22 protein-coding genes and 1 pseudogene are annotated in these 21,780 nt (G+C 60.5%); 17 read left to right on the top strand and 6 right to left on the bottom strand.

All coding sequences use genetic code 11. The features are described 5' to 3' along the window. Positions 1-91 precede the first annotated feature (91 nt). Positions 92-913 carry a bifunctional allantoicase/(S)-ureidoglycine aminohydrolase gene (locus HB780_RS11985; protein ID WP_183687985.1) on the bottom strand — a complete coding sequence of 274 codons (822 nt, stop codon included), beginning with the start codon at positions 911-913 and terminating at the stop codon, positions 92-94. A 287-nt stretch (positions 914-1,200) separates the two neighbouring features. Between HB780_RS11985 and HB780_RS11990 the strand changes: the two genes are divergently transcribed. From HB780_RS11990 to HB780_RS12020, 7 genes and pseudogenes are all read left to right on the top strand, one after another. Beyond that, entirely contained in the window at positions 1,201-2,790 is a 1,590-nt protein-coding gene (locus HB780_RS11990; RefSeq protein ID WP_286202928.1) for an ABC transporter substrate-binding protein, read from the top strand. 76 nt (positions 2,791-2,866) lie between these two features. Further along, on the top strand, positions 2,867-3,820 hold the full coding sequence (locus HB780_RS11995) for an ABC transporter permease (protein WP_183687989.1): 954 nt from the start codon (positions 2,867-2,869) through the stop codon (positions 3,818-3,820). Between the two features lie 4 nt (positions 3,821-3,824). Then, positions 3,825-4,714, top strand: a pseudogene (locus HB780_RS12000) (ABC transporter permease). After that, positions 4,711-5,775: an ABC transporter ATP-binding protein gene (locus HB780_RS12005; RefSeq protein ID WP_183687991.1), complete on the top strand. Its 1,065-nt coding sequence runs from the start codon at positions 4,711-4,713 to the stop codon at positions 5,773-5,775. Before HB780_RS12000 ends, HB780_RS12005 begins: the two are co-directional and overlap by 4 nt. Next, positions 5,768-6,736, top strand: a complete 969-nt coding sequence (locus HB780_RS12010) for an ABC transporter ATP-binding protein (RefSeq protein WP_183687992.1) — start codon at positions 5,768-5,770, stop codon at positions 6,734-6,736. Before HB780_RS12005 ends, HB780_RS12010 begins: the two co-directional genes overlap by 8 nt. A gap of 51 nt (positions 6,737-6,787) precedes the next feature. Further along, the gene (locus HB780_RS12015; RefSeq protein ID WP_183687994.1) at positions 6,788-7,492 is read left to right on the top strand and encodes an aspartate/glutamate racemase family protein; all 705 of its coding nucleotides are present in this window, start codon (positions 6,788-6,790) and stop codon (positions 7,490-7,492) included. Positions 7,493-7,590: 98 nt separating this feature from the next. Further along, on the top strand, positions 7,591-8,430 hold the full coding sequence (locus HB780_RS12020) for a MurR/RpiR family transcriptional regulator (protein WP_183687996.1): 840 nt from the start codon (positions 7,591-7,593) through the stop codon (positions 8,428-8,430). A gap of 138 nt (positions 8,431-8,568) precedes the next feature. On the opposite strand, the gene HB780_RS12025 is transcribed toward HB780_RS12020, so the two are convergent. The 4 genes from HB780_RS12025 to HB780_RS12040 are packed head-to-tail and all read right to left on the bottom strand — an operon-like array spanning position 8,569 to position 11,517. Continuing rightward, positions 8,569-9,330 carry an amino acid ABC transporter ATP-binding protein gene (locus HB780_RS12025; protein WP_183687998.1) on the bottom strand — a complete coding sequence of 254 codons (762 nt, stop codon included), beginning with the start codon at positions 9,328-9,330 and terminating at the stop codon, positions 8,569-8,571. Then, positions 9,287-9,997, bottom strand: coding sequence for an amino acid ABC transporter permease (locus tag HB780_RS12030; RefSeq protein WP_183688000.1), 711 nt, complete (start codon positions 9,995-9,997; stop codon positions 9,287-9,289). The genes HB780_RS12025 and HB780_RS12030 overlap by 44 nt, the downstream gene beginning before the upstream one ends. Further along, entirely contained in the window at positions 9,997-10,671 is a 675-nt protein-coding gene (locus tag HB780_RS12035) for an amino acid ABC transporter permease (RefSeq protein WP_183688002.1), read from the bottom strand. Before HB780_RS12035 ends, HB780_RS12030 begins: the two co-directional genes overlap by 1 nt. Positions 10,672-10,707: 36 nt before the next feature. Further along, complete coding sequence (locus HB780_RS12040) at positions 10,708-11,517, bottom strand: transporter substrate-binding domain-containing protein (RefSeq protein ID WP_183688004.1); 810 nt, start codon at positions 11,515-11,517, stop codon at positions 10,708-10,710. A 120-nt stretch (positions 11,518-11,637) separates the two neighbouring features. On the opposite strand from HB780_RS12040, the gene HB780_RS12045 reads away from it, so the two are divergent. The 10 genes from HB780_RS12045 (at position 11,638) to HB780_RS12090 (ending at position 20,039) form a co-directional block, all read left to right on the top strand. Beyond that, positions 11,638-11,955, top strand: coding sequence for a (2Fe-2S)-binding protein (locus tag HB780_RS12045; RefSeq protein ID WP_286202931.1), 318 nt, complete (start codon positions 11,638-11,640; stop codon positions 11,953-11,955). Continuing rightward, complete coding sequence (locus tag HB780_RS12050; protein ID WP_183688007.1) at positions 11,952-13,379, top strand: FAD/NAD(P)-dependent oxidoreductase; 1,428 nt, start codon at positions 11,952-11,954, stop codon at positions 13,377-13,379. The genes HB780_RS12045 and HB780_RS12050 overlap by 4 nt, the downstream gene beginning before the upstream one ends. Then, the gene (locus tag HB780_RS12055) at positions 13,376-14,512 is read left to right on the top strand and encodes an NAD(P)/FAD-dependent oxidoreductase (protein ID WP_183688009.1); all 1,137 of its coding nucleotides are present in this window, start codon (positions 13,376-13,378) and stop codon (positions 14,510-14,512) included. Before HB780_RS12050 ends, HB780_RS12055 begins: the two co-directional genes overlap by 4 nt. Continuing rightward, positions 14,509-15,450, top strand: coding sequence for a dihydrodipicolinate synthase family protein (locus HB780_RS12060; RefSeq protein WP_183688011.1), 942 nt, complete (start codon positions 14,509-14,511; stop codon positions 15,448-15,450). The genes HB780_RS12055 and HB780_RS12060 overlap by 4 nt, the downstream gene beginning before the upstream one ends. Then, the gene (locus HB780_RS12065) at positions 15,447-16,136 is read left to right on the top strand and encodes a GntR family transcriptional regulator (protein ID WP_183688013.1); all 690 of its coding nucleotides are present in this window, start codon (positions 15,447-15,449) and stop codon (positions 16,134-16,136) included. The genes HB780_RS12060 and HB780_RS12065 overlap by 4 nt, the downstream gene beginning before the upstream one ends. A gap of 334 nt (positions 16,137-16,470) precedes the next feature. Continuing rightward, entirely contained in the window at positions 16,471-17,562 is a 1,092-nt protein-coding gene (gene rutA / locus HB780_RS12070; protein ID WP_183688015.1) for a pyrimidine utilization protein A, read from the top strand. Beyond that, positions 17,559-18,299 (top strand): pyrimidine utilization protein B, encoded by a 741-nt coding sequence (rutB, locus tag HB780_RS12075; protein ID WP_183688017.1) that lies wholly within the window; start codon positions 17,559-17,561, stop codon positions 18,297-18,299. The genes rutA and rutB overlap by 4 nt, the downstream gene beginning before the upstream one ends. 24 nt (positions 18,300-18,323) lie before the next feature. Continuing rightward, the gene (rutC, locus tag HB780_RS12080; protein ID WP_007688838.1) at positions 18,324-18,713 is read left to right on the top strand and encodes a pyrimidine utilization protein C; all 390 of its coding nucleotides are present in this window, start codon (positions 18,324-18,326) and stop codon (positions 18,711-18,713) included. 5 nt (positions 18,714-18,718) lie between these two features. Beyond that, positions 18,719-19,507 (top strand): pyrimidine utilization protein D, encoded by a 789-nt coding sequence (gene rutD, locus HB780_RS12085; RefSeq protein ID WP_183688019.1) that lies wholly within the window; start codon positions 18,719-18,721, stop codon positions 19,505-19,507. 10 nt (positions 19,508-19,517) lie between these two features. After that, on the top strand, positions 19,518-20,039 hold the full coding sequence (locus HB780_RS12090; protein WP_183688021.1) for a flavin reductase: 522 nt from the start codon (positions 19,518-19,520) through the stop codon (positions 20,037-20,039). Positions 20,040-20,355: 316 nt separating this feature from the next. Here the strand turns inward: HB780_RS12090 and HB780_RS12095 are convergent, their stop codons facing one another. Next, positions 20,356-21,705: a cytochrome c gene (locus HB780_RS12095; protein WP_183688023.1), complete on the bottom strand. Its 1,350-nt coding sequence runs from the start codon at positions 21,703-21,705 to the stop codon at positions 20,356-20,358. Positions 21,706-21,780 lie beyond the last annotated feature (75 nt).

Here is a 21,780-nt window from a genome sequence, read left to right on the forward strand (position 1 = left end):
CCCGCATCGCGGGTGGTCCGCTGGACCACCTCCGCCGTTTCCCGCCAAAGTGATTGCCCATACCGTCAGGCTTTATGTCCGGTTTAGCCGACTACCAAAGCCCGGGGTGCCGGTTAACGTCTTTGTAAAGCAGGTAGCGGAAACGGCCCGGACCGCCGGCGTAGCAGGCTTGCGGGCAGAAGGCGCGCAACCACATGAAGTCGCCCGCTTCCACTTCCACCCAGTCCTGATTCAGCCGATAGACCGCCTTGCCTTCGAGCACGTATAGACCATGCTCCATGACATGCGTCTCCATGAAGGGGATCGTCGCGCCCGGCTCAAGGGAGACGATATTGAGATGCATGTCGTAGCGGACGTCGGACGGATCGATGAAGCGGGTCGTTCCCCAGCGGCCATCCGTGTCCGGCATCGACGAAATGGCATGTTCGTCCTCATGCGTGAAAATAGCGGGCGGAGCTTCCAATCCCTCGACTGGCTGGAACGCCTTCCTGACCCAATGGAATCTGACTGGCGCAGTTCCCGGGTTGCTCAGCTTCCACGCGGCTCCAGCCGGGATAAAGGCAAAGGATCCTGCTTTTAACGCATACTGGCTTCCCGCAAATTCGATTGCCATCTCGCCCTCGACGACGAAGATCGCTGCTTCCGCACGCTTGTCAGGTTCAGGCCGGTCGCTTCCGCCGCCTGGCAGGACCTCCATCACGTATTGCGAGAACGTTTCCGAGAAACCGGTGAGCGGCCGGGATAGAATCCAGGCTCTCGTTCCCGACCAATGCGGAAGCACGCTCGTTACGATGTCGGTCATAACGCTTCGTGGAATAACCGCATAGGCCGTCGTAAAAACAGCCTTGCTTGAAAGCAGTTCGGTCTGTGGCGGCAATCCGCCGAGTTTCGAATAGTAATTTCTATCGGTCATGGGTGCGGTCTCGCGGCGCGGGATTATGCATTTGCCTTAAGTGCCGCTCGCCTTTTAAGCAACAATAAATTCGGCGCTCACCAGCCCGGAAATCAAAAAATTCAATCAAAATATTGTTTTTAAACATGGAACTTCAATTTCATTTAAGTCGGCATGAAAACTGCTTCTCATCCCGTGACTGGGTCCTGCCCGGTGGCAACAAGAAACAGATGAGGGACGGCATGAACCAGGCATTAGGTCTTCTATCACAGAGAGGATCCATTCTTCGCAAATTCCGCAAATCCATCATGGTCGGAGCGACTGCCATCGCACTGGCCGCCGCAGGCGTGGGAACGGCCTTTGCCGCGGGAACGCTGCGGATCGGCATGACCGCTTCCGATATTCCGCTGACCACCGGACAGACGGACCAGGGCGGCGAAGGTCAGCGCTTCATGGGTTACACGGTCTATGACTCGCTCGTCGAATGGGATCTTACAAGTGCCGTAAAGCCGTCCGCCCTCGTTCCGGGGCTCGCCGTCTCCTGGGCAGTCGATGCCAACGACAAGACGAAATGGACTTTCAAGCTTCGCGACGGCGTCAAGTTTCATGACGGCAGCGCGTTCACCGCAGATGCTGTCATCTGGAACCTCGACAAGCTTCTGAAGCAGGATGCTCCCCAATTCGACAAGCGCCAGGCGGCCCAGGGCAAGTCGCGCATTCCGGCCGTGGCCAGCTACAAGGCAATCGATCCGCTGACGGTCGAGATCACCACCAAGACACCAGATGCAACGCTGCCTTATCAATTGAGCTGGATCCTGATGTCCTCTCCCGCAAACTGGGAAACGCAGGGCAAGAACTGGGACGCAGTTGCGCAGAAGCCGTCCGGGACCGGGCCATGGAAGCTGGAAAGCGGCTTCACGCCTCGCGAGCGCGCTGAACTGACGCCAAACAAGAACTACTGGGATCCGGCGCGCGTGCCGAAACTCGACAAGCTGATCCTCATTCCGCTGCCCGAACCGAACACCCGCGTCGCCGCTCTGCGATCCGGCCAGGTCGACTGGATCGAGGCGCCAGCGCCGGACTCCGTCGCTTCTCTCAAGGAGGCCGGCTTCACGATCGTGACAAACTCCTATCCGCATAACTGGACATGGCATTTCTCCCGTGTCGAAGGTTCACCCTGGAACGATATTCGCGTTCGCAAGGCCGCAAACCTCGCCGTTGATCGCGACGGTCTGAACGAGCTTCTCGGCGGCCTCTCGATCCCGGCCCAGGGGTTCATGCCGCCCGGCCACCAGTGGTTCGGCAACCCGACCTTCAAGCTCAGCTACAATGTCGAGGAAGCGAAGAAGCTAATGGCGGAAGCCGGATACGGTCCCGACAAGCGCATCAAGACCAAGGTCATCATTTCCTCGTCCGGCTCCGGCCAGATGCTGCCGCTGGCGATGAACGAGTATATCCAGCAGACGCTTGCCGAGATCGGTATCGATATCGAATATGAGGTGGCCGACTGGAACACGGTCATCAATATCTGGCGCGCGGGAGCGAAGGATCCGAGTGCCAAGGGCGCAACGGCCATCAACTACTCCTATTTCATCCAGGATCCCTTTACCGGCCTCATCCGACATCTGCAGTGCAATCTCGCACCGCCGGCAGGTACGAACTGGGGTTATTATTGCGATCCGGAAATGGATGCGCTCTTCGAAAAGGTGCGCAACACCTTCGATCCCGTCGAACAGGACAAGGTTCTCCAGCAGGTGCATGAGAAATACGTCAATGAAGCGCTGTTCCTGATGGTCACGCACGACGTCAACCCACGCGCGATGAGCACCAAGGTCAAGGGCTTCGTGCAGGCTCAAAACTGGTTCCAGGACTTCTCGCAGATCACGCTGGATCCCTGATCCCCGAAACGGGTGCGCCGGCTTGCCGGTGCACCTCCATTGAAGCGCGAACTTACTCTTCCCAAGCGAGGATCTCATGCTGGCTTATGGTTTGAAACGGCTTCTGCACGTCATACCGGTGGCGATCGGCGTTAGCATCGTCTGTTTTATGCTGATCCATATTGCGCCGGGCGACCCGCTTGCGGCCATCCTGCCCTCCGATGCATCGGCCGAACTCCAGGCCGAGATGCGAAGCTTCTACGGCCTCGATCGGCCGCTGCCGGTCCAGTACGCATTGTGGAGTTGGCGGGTGCTGCATGGCGATCTCGGCATCTCTATCGCCAGCGGACGACCGGTCCTCGGCGAAATTGCCTCGGCTTCGCTCAATTCGATCATCCTCGCTGTCGCTGCAACGCTGATCGGCTTCACGCTCGGTGCGGGCCTCGGCTTCCTGGCAGGTGTCTTCCGCGGCAAATGGATCGACCGCATCGCTTCGGCGATCTCGATGCTCGGCGTCAGCGTGCCGCACTACTGGCTCGGCATGGTGCTTGTCATCATCTTTTCGGTAAGGCTCGGCTGGCTTCCCGCGATGGGCGGTGGCCCCGGCGGATCGGATGGAAGAGCGGTCAACTGGGAGTATCTCCGCTATCTCATCCTTCCCGCCATCACCATGTCCGTCATCCCGATGGGAATCATCGCCCGGACGATCCGTTCGCTGGTCGCGGATATTCTCGCACAGGATTTCACACAGGCCCTTGCCGCCAAGGGGCTGATGACGCGGCAGATCCTGCGCCACGTCGTTCGCAATGCCGCACCGACGGCAATATCGGTCATGGGCCTGCAGCTTGGCTATCTGCTCGGCGGTTCCATCCTGATCGAGACGGTCTTCTCCTGGCCGGGAACAGGTTTCCTCCTGAACGGAGCGATCTTCAGCAGAGACTTGCCCGTGCTCCAGGGCACCATCCTTGTGCTCGCCATGTTCTTCGTTCTCGTCAACCTCGTCGTCGACGTGCTTCAGAGCGCGATCGATCCGCGTATCCAGAGGAGTTGAGCCCATGGTGGCTGTTACAGCAGACGTCATCGCGGATGGTTCGCGCACCGTCCGCTCCCCGGTTTCTGGCACGGCGTCGTCCGCCGTCTCTGTCGGGATCCGGTTGCCCTCGTGGCGCTCCTTGTCGTAATCCTGCTGATCGCGGCGGCAATCCTCGCTCCCTATCTGGCGCCATACGATCCGACAAAGGCGAGCGTGATCCGCCGTCTGAAGCCGATCGGCACTCCGGGGTATGTACTCGGGACCGATGAACTTGGCCGCGACATGCTTTCCCGGCTGATTTACGGCGCAAGACTATCGCTGTTGATGGGCGTCATCCCTGTACCAATCGCCTTCGTGATCGGATCCACGATCGGTATCATTGCAGGCTATGCGGGCGGCATCGTCAATACGCTCATCATGCGGACGGTCGACGTCTTCTACGCGTTTCCGTCGGTGCTGCTTGCCGTCGCGCTCTCCGGTGCACTCGGCTCCGGCCTGACCAATGCGCTCGTGTCGCTGACGGTAGTGTTCATTCCACAAATCGCCCGCGTCGCCGAGAGTGTGACCACTCAGGTACGAAACCTCGACTATGTGGATGCTGCCCGCGCCTCAGGCGCAAAAGCCCGCACGATCATAACCGTCCATATTCTGGGCAATGTTCTTGGCCCGATCTTCGTGTTTGCGACCAGCCTCATCTCGGTATCGATGATCCTGGCTTCCGGCCTTTCCTTCCTGGGGCTCGGCGTCAGACCGCCGGATGCCGAGTGGGGCCTGATGTTGAATACGTTGCGCACGGCAATCTACGTCAACCCCTATGTGGCGGCTCTGCCGGGCGTGATGATCTTCATCACCTCGATCTGCTTCAATCTTTTCTCGGATGGGCTGCGTGCGGCAATGGATGTGAAATCATGATGGATGCCCTCCCCCTGTCCACGACAGATCCGCGCGACCGTGGCGGCCCGGCACAGCCGTTGGTCTCAGTCAGATCTCTCCTAAAACATTTTCCCGTCAAAGGCGGAGGGTTGTTCCAGCCAAAGAAGGTGGTCCGCGCCGTTGACGGGATCGACTTCGACATTCTGAAGGGTGAGACACTTGGCGTGGTCGGCGAAAGCGGCTGCGGCAAGTCGACAACGGCGCGGTTGCTGATGCAATTGATCAAGCGGGATCAAGGCGAAGTACTGTTCGATGGCGAAACGGTCGGCGGTACGCTGTCGTTGAGCGATTATCGCAGGCAGGTGCAAATGGTCTTCCAGGACAGTTATGCCTCGCTGAACCCGCGCCTGACGATGGAGGAGTCGATCTCGTTCGGCCCGCGGGTTCACGGTGTTCCTGCAGAAAAGGCCATGGCTCGGGCACACGACCTGCTGCACAGGGTCGGCCTGGAGCCGAACCGCTTTGCCGGACGCTATCCACACGAGCTTTCCGGCGGTCAGCGACAACGGGTCAACATTGCCCGCGCCCTGGCGCTGGAACCGCGTCTCGTCATCCTCGACGAAGCCGTGTCGGCACTCGACAAGTCGGTGGAGGCGCAGGTGCTGAACCTGCTGCTCGATCTCAAGCGGGATTTCGGCCTGACCTACCTCTTCATCTCGCATGACCTCAACGTCGTTCGCTTCATGTGTGACCGCGTTATGGTCATGTATCTCGGAAAGGTAGCGGAGATCGGTAGCCGCGACGCGATTTTCGACCGCACGAGGCATCCCTATTCGGCGGCGTTGCTTGCCTCCATGCCGAAGATCAACCCCTCCGATCGCACTTCGGAAGCTCCACTTGCAGGTGATCCGCCAAATCCAATCGATCCGCCTCCCGGCTGTCGATTCCATACGCGTTGCGCCTTTGCCGAGGATATTTGCAGCCGGGAGATGCCGCCGCTTGCGATCGTATCCGGGGATCACGCCGCGGCCTGTCTTATGTCGCGGCCCGGATCCGGTCACAGCCGTGCGCCCGTCATGATGGAGACGCAAGATGACTGATGCCAAGCCAATGATCGATATCAGGAACCTCTCGGTGACCTTCAATCGCGGACGCAAGCCCGTCAGGGCGGTGAACGGCGTCAGCCTTTCCGTTCGGCCGGGCGAAGTCGTGGCCCTGCTCGGCGAGTCCGGCTCCGGCAAGAGCGTGACGATGCGTTCCCTGCTGCGGCTGCATCCGCCTGGAACGACCATAGAAGGCTCGATGACGGTCGCCGGCCGCGATGTGACCGCTCTTTCGAAAAAGGAATTGGGCAGCTTGCGCGGGCCGATCGTCTCGATGGTCTTTCAGGAACCGCGGCTTGCCCTCGACCCCGTCTATACGCTCGGTCAGCAGATCGAAGAGACGATCAGGCGGCATGAAAATGTGTCGCGTCAAGAAGCCTCGGCACGGGCGCTTGCCCTGTTTCAGAAGGTTCGTATCCCTTCGCCGGAACGACGCCTCAGGAATTATCCGCACGAAATGTCCGGCGGCATGCTGCAGCGTTCGATGATCGCGATGGCGCTCTCCTGCAATCCGAAAGTGCTGCTTGCCGACGAGCCGACGACGGCCCTCGACGCGACGGTGCAAATTCAGATCCTCCTCCTGATCCGGGAGCTTCAGGAGGAATATGGACTGTCGGTGATCTTCGTCACGCATGACATCGGCGTCGCGGCGGAAGTCGCCGACAGGATTGCGGTGATGTATGCCGGGCGGGTCGTCGAGGAAGGCACTGTCTCCGACATCATCAACCAACCGAAGCATCCCTACACCCGTGGCTTGCTGGGAGCCCGCGTCGAGCTGGCGCATGGCCGGGACAGGCTGGTGACAATTCCGGGCTCGCCACCCGATCTTGCAAACATGCCACCTGGCTGCGCCTTCGCGCCTCGCTGCCCACAGGTGTCTGACGCGTGCCGATCCCGTGTGCCCGATCTCGTCAGCCAAGGCGGAACCGGACAGGTGGCCTGCCTTCAATACGCGTGAGTTTCGAGCTATCCGTCACTAAAAAAACAATTACGAACCAGGGAGACCGTCGTGCTCGTTCAGCATCCTCAACATACAACGAAGCACATCGTCCTCATCAACCCGAATACGTCTGAGACGACGACAACAATGATGACCGACATCGCCCGCAGCGTCCTTCCGCCCGATGTCACCATCGAAGGCATGACCGCGACGAGCGGCGTTCCAATGATCCTCGATGATAGGCAGTTGGCGGCCTCCACCGCCGGAGTGGTCGAGTTGGGGCTCGCAGCGGCCCGGTTTTGCGACGGCATCATCGTCAGCGCCTTCGGCGATCCCGGCATCGAGCAGCTAAGGGAACTCATCGATGTTCCCGTTGTCGGCATCTGCGAGGCCAGCATGCTTGAGGCGTCCGCGCGTCGACGTCGTTTTGGCATCGCGACGGTCACGCCCGATCTCGTCGCCAGCTTTGCCCGCAAGGCGGAAGGCCTTGGACTTGGTCAGCTCTTCACAGGGACGCGCCTGACCGAAGGCGACCCGCAAAAGCTCGCGGCCAATCCGGAGCGGCTGCAGGCCGAACTTGCCTTTGCGGTCGAACAGGCATTCGACCTCGACGGAGCCGAGGCTGTCATCATCGGTGGTGGGCCATTGGGACAGGCCGCCGTTGAGCTGGGGCGCCGGTTTTCCAGGCCGGTGATTGCACCGATCACGGCGGCCGTTGCGCTGCTGCTGCTCCAAATCAAAGCCACGTCTGCCACCAGCAACCTTTCTCCATGAGGAGCGCGCACGGACGTCGGTTGCCGGCGCCCTTTTCGATTGCAAATCGGGTAGCCGCGACCGAAAATCCCTCAGCGAGCAATCTGGTGGAGACGGGAGTGCCCAAAGAAACGTCGTTTCTGTTCAGTGTCAGGCAGGCTCTTCCGGCGCTCCACCCCGCCGAGCGGCGGCTTGGAGATTTTGTCTGCGATTTTCCAGGCGAGCTTGCGAGCTATTCCGCGCAGGAACTGGCGGCACTTGCCCATGTTTCGAAGGCGACCGTTTCGCGGTTCGTCCAGCGGCTGGGTTACGCAAACTACGAAGAGGCACGCAGGCACGCCCGCGCCGAGCAGCAGACTGGATCGCGACTGTTTCTGTCAACCTCCACAGATGCCTCCACGAGGCAATCGATCAAAGCACACATCGCACAAGCGATCGCCAACATTGACGCGACATTTCTCGCAATCAACGATACGCAAATCGACGCTGTTGCAGAAGCAATGCTAAACGCCCGCAAGGTATGGGTGGTTGGCTTCCGCGCCAATCATCCCTTCGCCTCCTATCTCCAGTGGCAACTCACGCAGGTCATCGAGAATATCGTGGCGATCCCCGGTCCGGGGCAGACCCTCGGCGAGCATTTGGTCAGCGTGCAGGAAGACGATGTCGTCGTGCTGTTCGGCCTGCGGCGGCGGATAGCGCGGATGGATCTGCTGATCGAGCAAATCCTGCGGTCGAAAGCCAGGTTTCTTTACATCACCGACGAAGGTGCGCCCGTTCTGACAAGCGCCGAATGGCATTTTCTTTGCCAGACACTGGCGCCCGGGCCACTCTTCAATCATGCCTCCGTCATGGCGCTTTGCCACCTGCTCATAACGCGATGCGTCGAAAAGGCGGAGGTGTCAGGTCGAAGGCGCCTGCGAAGCATCGAAGCTTTGAACGATAGCCTTGAGGAGCTTTAGGCAGATGGCATTCCCTTATCGAGATGAAAGATCCGGGCGCGCATCTGACGGAAAGGCACTGTAAATTTATCGGCCTCGGGTCAAGGGCCGACGCGAGGTCCGTGATCAGGCGACATGAAGATGGGCGATCGGGTCGGATTAAATAGTAACAGGATCTGCCTGAGACACCCGAGCGATCCTACTCGTAAACTCGCGGGTGCGCTGCACCCGAGGAGCGTCGAATATCTGCTCCGGCGGACCAATTTCCTGGATCTTGCCATTCGCCATGAAGACAACGCGATCGGAAACCTCACGTACGAAATTCATTTCATGGGAAACGATCAGAAGGGTGATGTTCTCGGAGGCCAAGAGCTTGATAGTATCGAGGACTTCGCTCACCCGCTCAGGATCAAGCGCAGACGTGACTTCATCGAGCAGCAGGATTTCCGGCTTCAGGCAAAGCGCCCGCGCAAGTGCCACACGCTGTTGCTGGCCGCCCGAAAGCTCATCCGGATAGGCGTTGAGCTTGTCGCCAAGCCCCACCTTCTCGAGCAGGCGCCGGGCGTCAGCCTCCACCTCGCTCCTATCGCGCTTTCGAACCTTCGCCGGGGCGACCGTGACGTTGGCAAGCACAGTCATATTGCCGAACAGATTATATTGCTGGAACACGATCGCGAGCTTTTCCCGCGCGGCCTTCAGCGAGCGGCGATCGGCATAGTCGATCTTGCTACCGTCGAGAACAATCTCGCCACGGTCCGGCTTGAGGAGACCAGTGATCACCCGCAGCAGCGTGCTCTTACCGGACCCTGACGGGCCGATCAGGCTCACGATCTCGCCGCGCTCCACCGTCAGGTCTATGCCGTCGAGGACGGTGAGATTAGCGTAGCTGGCCGTGAGACCGCGAATGTCGAGATGCGCCAAGATAGCTCTCCAGATAGGCCCCCAGCCGGGCCAGGGGGTAGGAAATCAGAAAATAGAGAATAAGGATCGTCGCGAAGACGAGCAGAGCCGAAAAGCCCTTGGTATTGAGGATCTTGCCCGCCTGGGTGAGTTCGAGGACACCGATCTGCGAGGCAAGCGCCGTGTCCTTGATGAACAGGACGAAATAGCCGAACACCGGCGGCAGGATCAGCGGCCAGGCTTGCGGCCAGCGAACGAGACAAAGGGTCTGCCAGGGTGAGAAATTCATGACCTCGGCAGCTTCGAGCTGACTGGGACGCACGGCGGCAAGCCCCGCGCGGATGATCTCGGCGACGAAGGCAGTGGAAATAACCGAGGTGCTGATCAGCGTGACGACCAGCGGCGAAATATCAAAGCCAAGCACCTGCGCGCCGAAGAAGAACACCAGCAATGTCACCAGGAAGGGCACACGCCGAAACACTTCGACATAGACCAAAGCGATGATCTTGAGAGGCAGGAGAAGCCGAGAACGCGACAGGCGGGCCAGGGACAGGATCGTTCCGAATACGACCCCGACGAGGCAGCCGACGGCCGAGAGAAAAAGCGTCGTCAACGCAGCCTCGGCAAGCATGATGATGTTGTAGCTCGTGAAGACCTGGGGAAATTGAACAATAATATCCTTCAACATCAAAGCACCCTGACCCTTGCGCGGAAGACGTAGCGACCGACCACCGCGAGCAGGATCGTCGCCATGAAGGTGATGACGACATAAAGCCCGGCGATCGTCGTGAAGATCTCGATCGAGCGAAACGTTGTCGAGTTCACATTGAACGCCCGGCCTGTCAGCTCCTCGACGCCGAACACGGCCGCCATCGATGTGCCGAGTGTCATCAGGATATATTGGTTGCTGAGCGGAGGCATGGAGACGCGGAAGACATGCGGCACGATCACATAGCGCAGGCTCTGAAGCCGGTTCATGCCCAGCGTCTCGGCCGCGTCGAGTTCCTCACGGTGCACCGATGCGAGGCCGGCTCTAAGGATTTCCGTCAAATAGGCTCCCGCATTCAACGTCATGCCGATCAGCACGGCCGCGAAGGGCGAGAACACGACGCCAAGATCCGGCAAGCCGAAGAAGATCACGTAGATCTGCACGAGCTGCGGCGTGTTGGTGAAGAAGACAACATAGGCCCGCACCAGCCGCGACAGGATCGGGCCACCCTCGTTGCGGGCGATGGCAAGCGCGAAACCGATCACAATGCCACCCGCGAAGGCAAGGACGCTCAGCTCAAGGCTAAGCAGAGCGCCCCCTATCAAATAAGGCAGATAGGATGTGATCTGGCTGTAATGTAGAGCGTAGTGCATGACCCGATCCCGTTCCGTATCAGCCGTGTCGTCCGGTCAGAAATAAGGCGTGACAGGGACCGGATAGACCATGTCGATCCCGAACCACTGCTTGTAGGTCTGCTTCATGAAGCCGTTTGTCTGCAGCTGATAAAGGGCCACATTGACCCACGACTTCAGCGCCGTATTGCCCTGCGCCAAGCCGATGCAATCATAGTCGATCGAGGCCGACTTATCCGTGATCACCCGCGTCTCCGCGCTATAGTTCTTGGTATAGGCGCCGAGATAATCGACAACGTCGACGATGGCATCGCCCCGGCCCTGCTCGAAGGCGCGCACGGCATCGGGATAATTGTCGAACAACGTCACCTGCGCCTTCGGCAAGCGGTCCTTCACGAAATCGACGGGTGTCGTACCGCGCACTTCGACCAGATGAACCTCAGTGGAGTTCAGATCGTCCATGGTCTGGTAAGGCTTGTCCTTCGCAACCAGTGCGCTGATCGCTTCGGTCTGGATCGGCAGGGAGAAATCGATCACCTTCGCCCGGTCGGCCGTGCGGGTCAGCGCGCCAAGTACGATATCGGCCTTGCCGGTCGCCAGAAACGGCACGCGATCAGCCGACGAGACCTGCACGAGCGAAACCTCCACTCCGAGCATCTCGCCGAGCTTCTTGGCGACATCGACGTCGAAACCCTCGATTTCGTTCTTGTCGTTGAAGCGGCCGAGCGGCGGCAGGTTCGGATTGATGCCCACTACGATCTTCTTGGCCGAAAGAATTTCATCCAGGCTATGCGCATCGGCGGCAACCGCCGTGAGAGCGAGGCAGGCCGCGCCGGCAAGCATACAAACCGTCTTTAAACTATTCATATTGATCCCCTTTTTTTGCTTTGCCGTGGCCAGACCGGAGATATTTCAGCATCCGAACCGTTGCACTGGCGTTCCCGACGGTGTATCTATTGTATACCGTTCGTAGACGAAAGAAACACCGTGACAGACGAAAGTCAACCCTTCGAATTGAGACGGCCCAGTCTGCGAGAGCCGAATGTGAAGCGTGGGGCGCCTGTGCGCTTCACCTTTGACGGCGACCTCGTTGACGCCTATGCGGGAGAATCGGTGGCGGCCGCACTGCTTGCCGCCGGCTATCGAACCCTGCGGGAAAGCCCGAACGAGCGTGCGCCACGAGGTGCATTCTGCTGGATGGGCCTCTGCCAGGAATGCACGATGGAAATAGACGGAATTCGCCGGCCGGCTTGCCGCACGGAATGTGCGAATGGCATTATCGTGCGCAAAGGAACAATCGCATGAGCGAGACCTGCGATGTGCTCGTCATTGGAGCTGGCCCGGCCGGCACAGAGGCTGCCTTGTCCGCCGCCGGCTGCGGCCTGCGGGTGGTGCTGGCCGACGAAGCCCCCTCTGCAGGCGGACAGGTCTATCGCGCGCCGCCCGATACCTTTTCCGGCCTGCCAGCCACCCCGGAAAGCCGCATAGGAGATGCGTTGCGTCGCCGGCTCGCGGAAAGCACGGTCGACACCCATTTCGGTCATATCGTCTGGTCGGTCTCGCCGGACTTGCGAGTGGACGCTCTGGCAAAGGAGGGCCCGGTGTCGTGGAGCGCCCGCAAGATCATTGTCGCGACCGGCGCGCAGGAGCGGGTCGTGCCGTTTCCCGGCTGGACGCTTCCCGGCATCATCGGCCTCGCCGGTGCGACGATACTTCTCAAGTCGCAACGCATGCTGCCGGGCCGCAGCACTCTGGTCGCCGGGCAAGGCCCGCTTCTCCTGGCGGTCGCCGCCGGAATTCTGAAGGCGGGCGGTACGGTGGCCGGTGTCGTCGATCTTTCCTCCCGCAGCGAATGGCTGGCGCAGAGCCCCGCATTCCTGACCCGCCCCGACCTTGCCGCTCGCGGTGCCGGATGGCTGGCCCGCCTTCATGGCACGCGCGTTCCCTTTTTCTATCGCCACGCCATCCGCCGCGCCGTAAAGCGGGATGAGAACGAAATTGAGGTGACGATCGGCCCTGTCGACCGGAGTGGTTGTTCGATCGCGGGTAAGGAGCGGATATTCACCGTCGATGCCGTCGCCGTCGGCAACGGTCTTGTCGCCTCCACCGACGTCACCAGGCTGCTGCGGGCAGAGCATACATTCGACGAGGCTCGCGGCGGCTGGATTCCACGGATCGACGCCGACTTTCGCACCAGCATCGCTGGCCTTTATACGGTCGGTGACGGCACCGGGATCGCCGGAGCGGCGGCAGCCGCGCTAAACGGTCGTCTCGCCGGCCTTGTGGCCGCCCGCGACCTGGGAGCCCTGACGGGCGAAGCCTATGAGGAGAAATCCGCACCCCTTCGCCGAAGCGCCAAACGAGCGCTCGGATTTGGCGGCGCCATGGCCGGGCTGATGGCTCTGAGACCGGGACAGATCAAAAGCATCGCCGAAGACGCGGTCGTCTGCCGCTGCGAGGACGTGACGCGCCGGGATATCGACTTGGCCTTTGCGGACGGCGCACGCAGTGCAAACCAGCTCAAAGCCTGGACGCGCTGTGGCATGGGGCCTTGCCAGGGCCGCATCTGCGGCGACATAGCGAGCGCCCTGCTCGCCCAAACGACAGGCGAACATCCAAGGTCGGGCATGTTTACCGGCCGGACCCCGTTTCGTCCGCTTCCGCTCACCCAGCTTCTCGAGCCGGTCGATTACTCCGAACTGAATCTCCCACCGCCCGCGCCGCTATGATGTCAAAAAATCCCTCGCAAATATTCGATATCGCCGTGGTCGGCGCAGGCGCGATGGGGGCGACAGCGGCCCTACATCTCGCGCGTTCCGGCATGCGTGTCGCGTTGATCGACCGTGGTGAAATTTGCCGCGAGGCCTCCGGCGTCAATGCCGGCACGCTGACGCTCCACATGACCCGCGCCGCCCTGATCCCCTACGCCATGAAGGGGCGCGAACTCTGGCTTGACGCGCCGAACTGGCTCGGCATGGATGTCGGTGCCCGCTCGGCGCCGGGGCTGTCCCTTGCCTTCACGGCGGCGGAACGAGAGATGCTGGAAAAAAGGGCGCAGGCGCGTGCCGCCATGGGCGCGCCTATTCGGCTGATCACACCCGCCGAGGCTCTTCGGATAGAACCGGGTCTCAATCCTTCCCTCATTGCCGCCGCCTATTGCGAGCTCGATGGTCACGTCACCGCCTATATGACGGGCCGCGCCTATCGAAAGGCACTGGTCGCGGCAAATGTCACCATTCTCGAAAACGCATCCGTCAGCGAGATAGAACCGGATGGCGGCCACTACACCATTCTGCATGAGGATGGCGGAAGAACGACGACGAAGCGGCTGGTTCTCGCCGGCGGCGTCTGGCTTGAGACGATGCTCGCCTGGCTCGGTTTGAGCGTCCCGATCAAATGCCTGATCAACCAGCTCGCGGTTACCGAGCGCATGCGGCCGGTGATGCAGACCGTGGTCGGGATCGCCAACGGTCTCCTGTCGCTCAAGCAGTTCGAAAACGGCAGCGTCTTGATCGGCGGCGGCTGGCAGGGCATCGGCGATCCGATCCGCGGCGGCGTCGAGACGATCCCGGAAAACCTTATCGGCAATGTGCAGCTCGCCCGTCATGCCATACCAGCCCTCGGCGACACCCGCATCTTGCGTATCTGGCTCGGCCTCGAATCCGAGACCGCCGATGCCATGCCGATCATCGGACCGCTGTCCGGATTTGACGACGCCTATGTGATCGGCGGCGTCCACTCCGGTTACACCAGTGCCCCTTACATGGGACGGCTCCTCGCCGACCGGATTCTCGGGCGTGAGCCCGAAATGCCGCTCTTCGACCCCGCCCGGCTGATCAAGAACCCGGAGGAAATAGCGTGATACCTGCCATAGACCACCCCTTCCGCGGCATCTACGTCGCCACGCTCACCCCATTTCGCGATGATGGCGTGATCGACGAGGAAGTACTCGCCGATCACTTCCGTACCGTGACCGCCGAGCCCGGCATCGTCGGCATTCTTTGTAACGGCCATGCGGGCGAGAACATCTTGCTCACCCGCGAGGAGCGCCGCCGGGTCACGGAAATCGCCGTCAAAGCGATCGGCAGCACCCATATCGTCGTCTGCGGGATCCTGTGCGAGGCGACAGCGGAAGCCGTCTGCCATGCCGAAGACGCTGTCGATGCCGGTGCTGATGCCATTCTCGTCTTTCCGCCATTCTCCTGGGCGCTGTCGCAGGACGCCGAGATGGCCGTGACGCATCATCGCGCAATCGCCGAGGCCGTCGATACACCGATGATGCTCTATCAGGCTGGCGTCGCTTCCGCGCTTGCCTACCGGCCGGAGGTGCTCTCAAGGCTGGTCCTGTTGCCCACAGTCGTGGGGATCAAGGAGGGGAGCTGGGAGAGCAACGCCTATGATCGCAATCGCCGCCTCGTCAAAAACACAGCGCCCCACGTTGAAATCATGGCATCCGGGGACGAGCATCTGCTCTCTTGTTTTGCGATCGGCAGTGAAGGTAGTCTCGTGAGTCTGGCGGCGATCATGCCGGGAGAGATCGTGGCGCTGGATCGCGCTGTGCAAGGGGGAGATTTGGAACGGGCACGCGCCTTGAGCGAACGCATTCAGCCGCTGGCAAATGTTATTTACGGCACGCATCCCGTCGGTTGGGCCACGGCGCGCTTGAAGGCCTGCATGGTTCTGCTTGGGCATTGGCGCAACGGCAGTCCGCGCGCTCCCATCACAGATCTGCCATCCTCCGAAATCCTTCGGCTGCGGCTTGCCCTTGCCACTGCCGGACTGCTAGGCCCTGACGCATGAACGACGATAGCCTTTTGTCCGCCATCAACGGTGAAGCAAGCCTTAGCGAGCGCGCCTATGACGAGCTCAGCCGTCTCATCCTGACCCGCAAGCTGCCGGGCGGCAGCCTCGTGGTGGAAGGACGGCTCGCCCAGCAGCTCGATGTCTCCCGCACCCCGATGCGCGAGGCCATCCTGCGGCTTGCAGCGGAGGGACTTCTCATCAAGCAGGGCTCGCGCTCCTATGCGGTGCGCCGGGTACAGCCGGTGGAGTTCTTCCAGGCGCTCAAGGTTCGCGAGCTGCTCGAAGGCGAGGCCGTGGAGCTCGCGATCGGCCGCATCAAACCAGAAACGATCGAGGCGCTGCGCAGTGATATTCTGAGACTTGGCGCACTGGAAGCGCAGGCCGCCGAGCACTGGGAGACCGACGACCGTCTTCACATGCTTTTCCCGGAAGCGCTCGGCAACGGCGTACTGGTGCGAATGATCCAGCAGCTGCGCGTCATCACGCGCCTGTTTGAACTGACCAGTCCGTCGGGTCGCGTGGCGGCGGATGCCGCCGAACATGTCGCCATCCTGGACGCCTTCGCCAAGGGCGACGGCCGGCGCGCGCGGGCGGCGATGGTAACCCATCTACGCAATGTCGCATCCGAGATTTTGGACATCGTCAGCGGCCGGGACACTGCCCCACCTCGCCGGAGACCGTGAACAGGGGTGAATTCAATCTCGTCGTTCGCCACGGTCCCATCCCTGATAACGAACCCATCTCAGCCTGGGTAAGTCTAAGGACATAACCCTACGATGGGCCGCCACCCTGTTTGCATCACAGTCAAATATGACGGCGCTGCATTTTTGTGCGGCACCGGCCGTTTTTTGGTCAAAAATTTACCGTCCGATAAATTTTTGACCAAACGATAAATAATTTTCGATGCACGAAATGAAATGCTATTGATTCAATTGGATTTTTCGATCTGGCACGCAAACTGCTTTCAAGACATCGAACCAGGCTTTGGCCGCTCGCGACCTCAAGAGGAGAGCAAGTATGGAAATCGGTGTCTTCATCCCGATCGGGAATAATGGTTGGCTGCTGTCGGAAAATGCGCCGCAGTACAAACCCAGCTTCGAGCTGAACAAGGAAATCACACTAAAGGCAGAAAAATACGGCCTCGACTTCGTGCTCTCGATGATCAAGCTGCGCGGCTTCGGCGGAAAGACGGAATTCTGGGATCACAATCTCGAATCCTTCACGCTGATGTCCGGCTTGGCTGCCGTCACCACGCGCATCAAGCTGTTTGCCACCGCCGCGACGCTGGTGATGCCGCCGGCTATCGTCGCCCGCATGGCGTCGACCATCGATAGCATTTCCAACGGCCGCTTCGGTCTCAACCTCGTCACCGGCTGGCAGCGCCCGGAATACTCCCAGATGGGGATGTGGCCAGGCGACGAGTATTTCGCCAAGCGCTACGACTATCTCGGCGAATATGCCACCGTGCTGCGGGATCTGTGGGAAACCGGCAAGAGCGATCTCAAGGGCGAGTTCTTCCAGATGGACGACTGCCGCCTGTCGCCACGCCCCCAGGCCGACATGAAGGTGATTTGCGCAGGCTCCTCGACCGCAGGCATGGAGTTCTCGGCCCAATATGCCGACTACAATTTTTGCTTCGGCGTCGGCGTCAATACGCCGAAGGCGTTTGCACCGGCAGCCGAGCGGCTTCAGGTGGCAACCGCCAAGACCGGCCGCGACGTCTCTTCATTCGTTCTCTTCATGGTAATCGCCGACGAGACGGATGAGGCAGCCCGCGCCAAGTGGGAGAGCTACAAGGACGGCGCCGATCAGGAAGCGATTGCCTGGCTCGGCGTGCAGGGTGCCGCAGATTCCAAGTCCGGCTCGGACACCAATATCCGCCAGATGGCCGACCCCGTCTCGGCCGTCAACATCAACATGGGAACACTGGTCGGCTCCTACGAGACCGTCGCCAAGCTGCTCGATGAAGTCCCGACCGTTCCCGGAACCGGCGGTGTGCTGCTGACTTTCGACGACTTCGTCAAGGGCGTCGAGGATTTCGGCACGAAGATCCAGCCGCTGATGAAGTGCCGTCAACATATAAAGCCGATGCTGGAGGCTGCCGAATGAGCTCCGTTACCACAGCCGGATACCAGGCTCCTCAGGAACGCTCACAGAGCGTCACCCTCCCCGCCAGGCCCGAACCGATTACGCTGAAACCCAGTGAAACGGCGGTCGTGGTCGTCGACATGCAGAACGCCTATTCGACTGAAGGCGGCTATGTCGATCTCGCCGGCTTCGATATCGCGGGGGCCAAGGGGACGATCGCCAATATCAAGAAGACGCTGGACGCGGCGCGCGACGCCGGTGTTCAGGTCATCTATTTCCAGAACGGCTGGGACAAGGACTATATGGAGGCCGGAGGCCCCGGCTCGCCGAACTATCACAAGTCCAACGCACTGAAGACCATGCGCCAGAGACCGGAGCTGCAGGGCCAACTTCTCGCCAAGGGAACCTGGGACTACGCGATCGTCGACGAGCTGCAACCCCAACCCGGCGACATCCTGGTGCCGAAGACCCGCTATAGCGGTTTCTTCAACACCAATATGGACAGCGTGCTGCGCGCGCGCGGCATCCGCAACCTCGTCTTCGTCGGCATCGCCACGAATGTCTGCGTGGAGAGCTCGCTTCGCGACGCCTTCCATCTCGAATATTTCGGCGTGATGCTCGAGGATGCCACCCATCATCTCGGCCCCGATTTTATCCAGCAGGCGACCGTCTACAACGTCGAAAAATTCTTCGGCTGGGTCGCAACGGTCAACGACTTCTGCGCCACCATCTCGCAAGCCGCTCCCAACGAAGCCTGATCCAATCATCAAGAGGAAACCCTCATGCCCAAGTCCATCATCGTGCCCGCAGGAACCCATAAGCCAATCGCACCATTTTCGCCCGGTACGCTTGCCGATGGCATCGTCTACGTCTCCGGCACACTGCCCTTCGACAAGAACAATGATGTCGTGCATGTCGGCGACGCCGGCGCCCAGACGCGCCATGTGCTGGAAACCATCAAATCGGTGATCGAGACGGCCGGCGGCACGATGGAAGACGTGACCATGAACCATATCTTCGTCACCGACTGGGCCAACTATCAGGCCGTCAACGCCGTCTATGCCGAATACTTCCCGGGCGACAAGCCGGCGCGCTACTGCATCCTGTGCGGGCTCGTGAAGCCAGACGCGCTGGTCGAGATCGCAACCGTCGCGCATATCGGCAAGAAGTAGACGGCATGCATTTCGAGGTTCACGGGCTCGATCGCCCCAATGCCAAGACGATCATCCTGTCCTCCGGGCTCGGCGGATCGGGAAGCTATTGGGCGCCTCAGATCGAGGCGCTCGCAACCGATTTCCGGATCGTTACCTACGACCATCGCGGCACGGGGCGCACCGGCGGCGATGTTCCGGACACGGGCGGCATCTCGGCCATGGCGGACGACGTGCTGGAGATCGCAGCCCGGCTGCAGCTTGATCGGTTCGACTTCATGGGCCACGCGCTCGGTGGCCTGATCGGTCTTGATATCGCGCTGCGACGCCCCGAGCTTATCGAAAAACTGATCCTCATCAACGCATGGAGCAAGGCCGATCCGCATTCCGGCCGCTGCTTCGATATCCGCACCGAGCTGCTGGAGCGATCCGGCGTCGAAGCCTTTGTCAAGGCGCAGCCCCTGTTTCTCTATCCGGCCGTCTGGATGTCGGAAAATGCCGAGCGCATGGCGGCTGACGAGCGCCATGGCGTCGCACACTTTCAGGGCAAGGCGAATGTCCTCAAACGGATCGCCGCGTTGCGGGCGTTCGATATCGAGCACAGGCTCTCCGAGATCCACACTCCGACGCTGGTCGTCGGCACCCGCGACGATCTCCTCGTGCCCTATACGCGTTCTATCCGGCTTGCCGAGGGTTTGCCGGCCGCCGAGCTTGCCCTCTCCGATTTTGGCGCGCATGCGGTCAACGTCGTCGAGCCGGCGGAGTTCAACAAGACCCTGCTGCGCTTCTTACGCGCGGGGCCTGAAGGTCGATAAGGAGCCAGACATGCAAGCCTCATCGCTGACGGACGCAGCCCCACCCATTCCCTCCCTCGAGGAAAGGAAGCAGGAATACCGCAACGCCATGGCGCGGCTCGGAGCCGCCGTCAACATCGTGACGACCGACGGCCCGGGCGGTCTTGCGGGCTTTGCGGCGACAGCGGTGTGCAGCGTGACCGACAGCCCGCCGACATTGCTGGTCTGCCTCAATCGCACCTCTTCCGCCTATCCGGCCGTCAACGCCAACCGGGTGCTTTGCGTCAACACGCTGGAGCGCAGTCATGAGGACCTTAGCCGGCTTTTTGGCGGCAAAACACCGGTACACGAGCGGTTCGAGGGTGCCAACTGGTCGCTGCTTGAAACGGGAGCGCCGGCGCTGGACGATGCGTTGATCTCGTTCGATTGCAGGGTCAAAACCATCTCGGACGGCGGCACGCATGATATCCTGATCTGCGAAGTTGTTGCCATCCGCGAGAACGACGGCGGACAGGCTCTCATCTATTTTGACCGGGGCTATCATGCGATCTAGAGGCCATTGGTCATTGGAACTGCAAGGAGCGTCATAAGAACGCCGTTTCCCATGACGGATGCGGCACTGAAAAGCAAAACGTTGGCAGCCTTGGCATTACGGTCGATCACAATCCTGTTTTACGCAAAGGCCTGAATTGCTCGCTTTGAGAAGATTCGGAACGTCGACCTACCAATCGTTTTGCTTTTCCATGAGGTTGCGGTGGTGGATTTGTGCCTTCGCTAAGAAGGGCGGGATAGCGGCAGTAGCTATTGTTAGCTGCCACTATCCCCTTGTCCCTTTGATAAAACCAGCCGACATCTCGACAGGCGCAAAGTCAGCGCATTTGCAGGATGATCGGGCTACTGCTTGCAGGATCGGTATGTTCGCGCAGCGCACGAACGTCATCGGGACTGACAGGTCCGCCATGGTTACCCCATGTCAAGCGGACATAGGAAAGGACATCCGCGATCTGCTCGTCGGAAAGCTGCTCGCGGAAGGGCGGCATGCGGTAGGCATCGGGGATGCCCGCCGTGACCACGCGGCCCGATCCATTCAGCGTCACATTGATCTGCGAGGCGTTTTCCGCAGTGAGGGAAGAGGCAGCACCGGCCAGTGGCGGTATCCACTGGTTCCGGCCCTTCCCGTCATTGCCATGGCAGAAGCCGCATTTGGCCGCAAAGGTCTGCGCACCGGCCGCGTTGCGACCGCCGGCGGAAGACGCGCTGATCAGTGTCGGCGGCTGATATTGCCATGGCGTGCCATCGCGTACGGGGTCTCCCGGCAGTGATTTCAGATAGTGACTGATGGCACGCAGATCGTCGTCTGTCATGAACTGCGTAGAGTTGTTGTAGGCCTCTGTCATCGAGCCGAAGACGACGGCGTGCTGGTTCCTGCCGTTCTTCAGGAACTGGTAGATATCGTCCTCGCTCCAGCGGCCAAGCCCGGTATTGTGATCCTGGCGAAGGCTCGGTGCATACCAGCCATCCAAGAGGGCACCGGCGAGATAGAGCGGGCTGCCTTCGTCCAGGGCCTTTTCATTCATCGTCAGGCTGCGCGGGGTGTGACAGCTGCCGCAATGGCCGGCTGCCTGGACAAGGTAGGCACCGCGGTTCCAGATTGCATCTTCCGACGTTTTCTCAACATAGGTGCCCTTGTCGGTAAAGACGGCGTTCCATAGGGCCAGCGGCCAGCGCATGTTCAGCGGCCACCTTATCTCCGAACCCCGGTTCGGTTGATTGACGGGCGTCACTCCAGTCATGAAGAATGCGTAGAGCGCGCGAATGTCGTCGTCATTCATCTTCACGTAGGATGGATATGGCATGGCCGGATAGAGCCGGCGCCCATCGGGCGCAACGCCATGCCGAACCGCCCGGTCGAAATCGGCCAGTGTATAGTTGCCGATGCCGGTTTCCTTGTCAGGCGTTATGTTCGTCGCGAATATCGAACCCAGCGGCGTTCCCATTTCCAGGCCGCCGGCAAAAGGCTTGCCGTTCGGCACGCTATGACAGGCAACACAGTCGGCCTGGCGCGCGACATATTCACCGCGCTGCGCGAGTTCTGGCGAAGGCGCTTGAGCAACGGTCGTCTGGTCGAACGGAGAAGACGGTTTCTGCGTGACAAACCACGCCAAGCCGCCGGCCGCGACAATGACGATCAAGAGGAGAACCAGGAGCGCTTTTTTCAAGGACAATCCATCCCGTTTGTTTGTTGCTTTTTGGCTTTGATTTGTAGCGCTTCACCGAGGCACGCCCCCTTCAGC

Origin of the sequence: Rhizobium lusitanum (genome assembly GCF_014189535.1) — a bacterium.
In the GTDB taxonomy this organism is placed as follows: Bacteria; Pseudomonadota; Alphaproteobacteria; order Rhizobiales; family Rhizobiaceae; genus Rhizobium; species Rhizobium lusitanum_C.

What these genes read in the sequence shown, in the direction of transcription:
- HB780_RS11985 (WP_183687985.1), bottom strand. Translation starts at nt 913, where the DNA reads ATGACCGATAGAAATTACTATTCGAAACTCGGCGGATTGCCGCCACAG.
- HB780_RS11990 (WP_286202928.1), top strand. Translation starts at nt 1,201, where the DNA reads ATGGTCGGAGCGACTGCCATCGCACTGGCCGCCGCAGGCGTGGGAACG.
- HB780_RS11995 (WP_183687989.1), top strand. Translation starts at nt 2,867, where the DNA reads ATGCTGGCTTATGGTTTGAAACGGCTTCTGCACGTCATACCGGTGGCG.
- HB780_RS12005 (WP_183687991.1), top strand. Translation starts at nt 4,711, where the DNA reads ATGATGGATGCCCTCCCCCTGTCCACGACAGATCCGCGCGACCGTGGC.
- HB780_RS12010 (WP_183687992.1), top strand. Translation starts at nt 5,768, where the DNA reads ATGACTGATGCCAAGCCAATGATCGATATCAGGAACCTCTCGGTGACC.
- HB780_RS12030 (WP_183688000.1), bottom strand. Translation starts at nt 9,997, where the DNA reads ATGTTGAAGGATATTATTGTTCAATTTCCCCAGGTCTTCACGAGCTAC.
- HB780_RS12035 (WP_183688002.1), bottom strand. Translation starts at nt 10,671, where the DNA reads ATGCACTACGCTCTACATTACAGCCAGATCACATCCTATCTGCCTTAT.
- HB780_RS12040 (WP_183688004.1), bottom strand. Translation starts at nt 11,517, where the DNA reads ATGAATAGTTTAAAGACGGTTTGTATGCTTGCCGGCGCGGCCTGCCTC.
- HB780_RS12050 (WP_183688007.1), top strand. Translation starts at nt 11,952, where the DNA reads ATGAGCGAGACCTGCGATGTGCTCGTCATTGGAGCTGGCCCGGCCGGC.
- HB780_RS12055 (WP_183688009.1), top strand. Translation starts at nt 13,376, where the DNA reads ATGATGTCAAAAAATCCCTCGCAAATATTCGATATCGCCGTGGTCGGC.
- HB780_RS12065 (WP_183688013.1), top strand. Translation starts at nt 15,447, where the DNA reads ATGAACGACGATAGCCTTTTGTCCGCCATCAACGGTGAAGCAAGCCTT.
- rutA (WP_183688015.1), top strand. Translation starts at nt 16,471, where the DNA reads ATGGAAATCGGTGTCTTCATCCCGATCGGGAATAATGGTTGGCTGCTG.
- rutB (WP_183688017.1), top strand. Translation starts at nt 17,559, where the DNA reads ATGAGCTCCGTTACCACAGCCGGATACCAGGCTCCTCAGGAACGCTCA.
- rutC (WP_007688838.1), top strand. Translation starts at nt 18,324, where the DNA reads ATGCCCAAGTCCATCATCGTGCCCGCAGGAACCCATAAGCCAATCGCA.
- rutD (WP_183688019.1), top strand. Translation starts at nt 18,719, where the DNA reads ATGCATTTCGAGGTTCACGGGCTCGATCGCCCCAATGCCAAGACGATC.
- HB780_RS12090 (WP_183688021.1), top strand. Translation starts at nt 19,518, where the DNA reads ATGCAAGCCTCATCGCTGACGGACGCAGCCCCACCCATTCCCTCCCTC.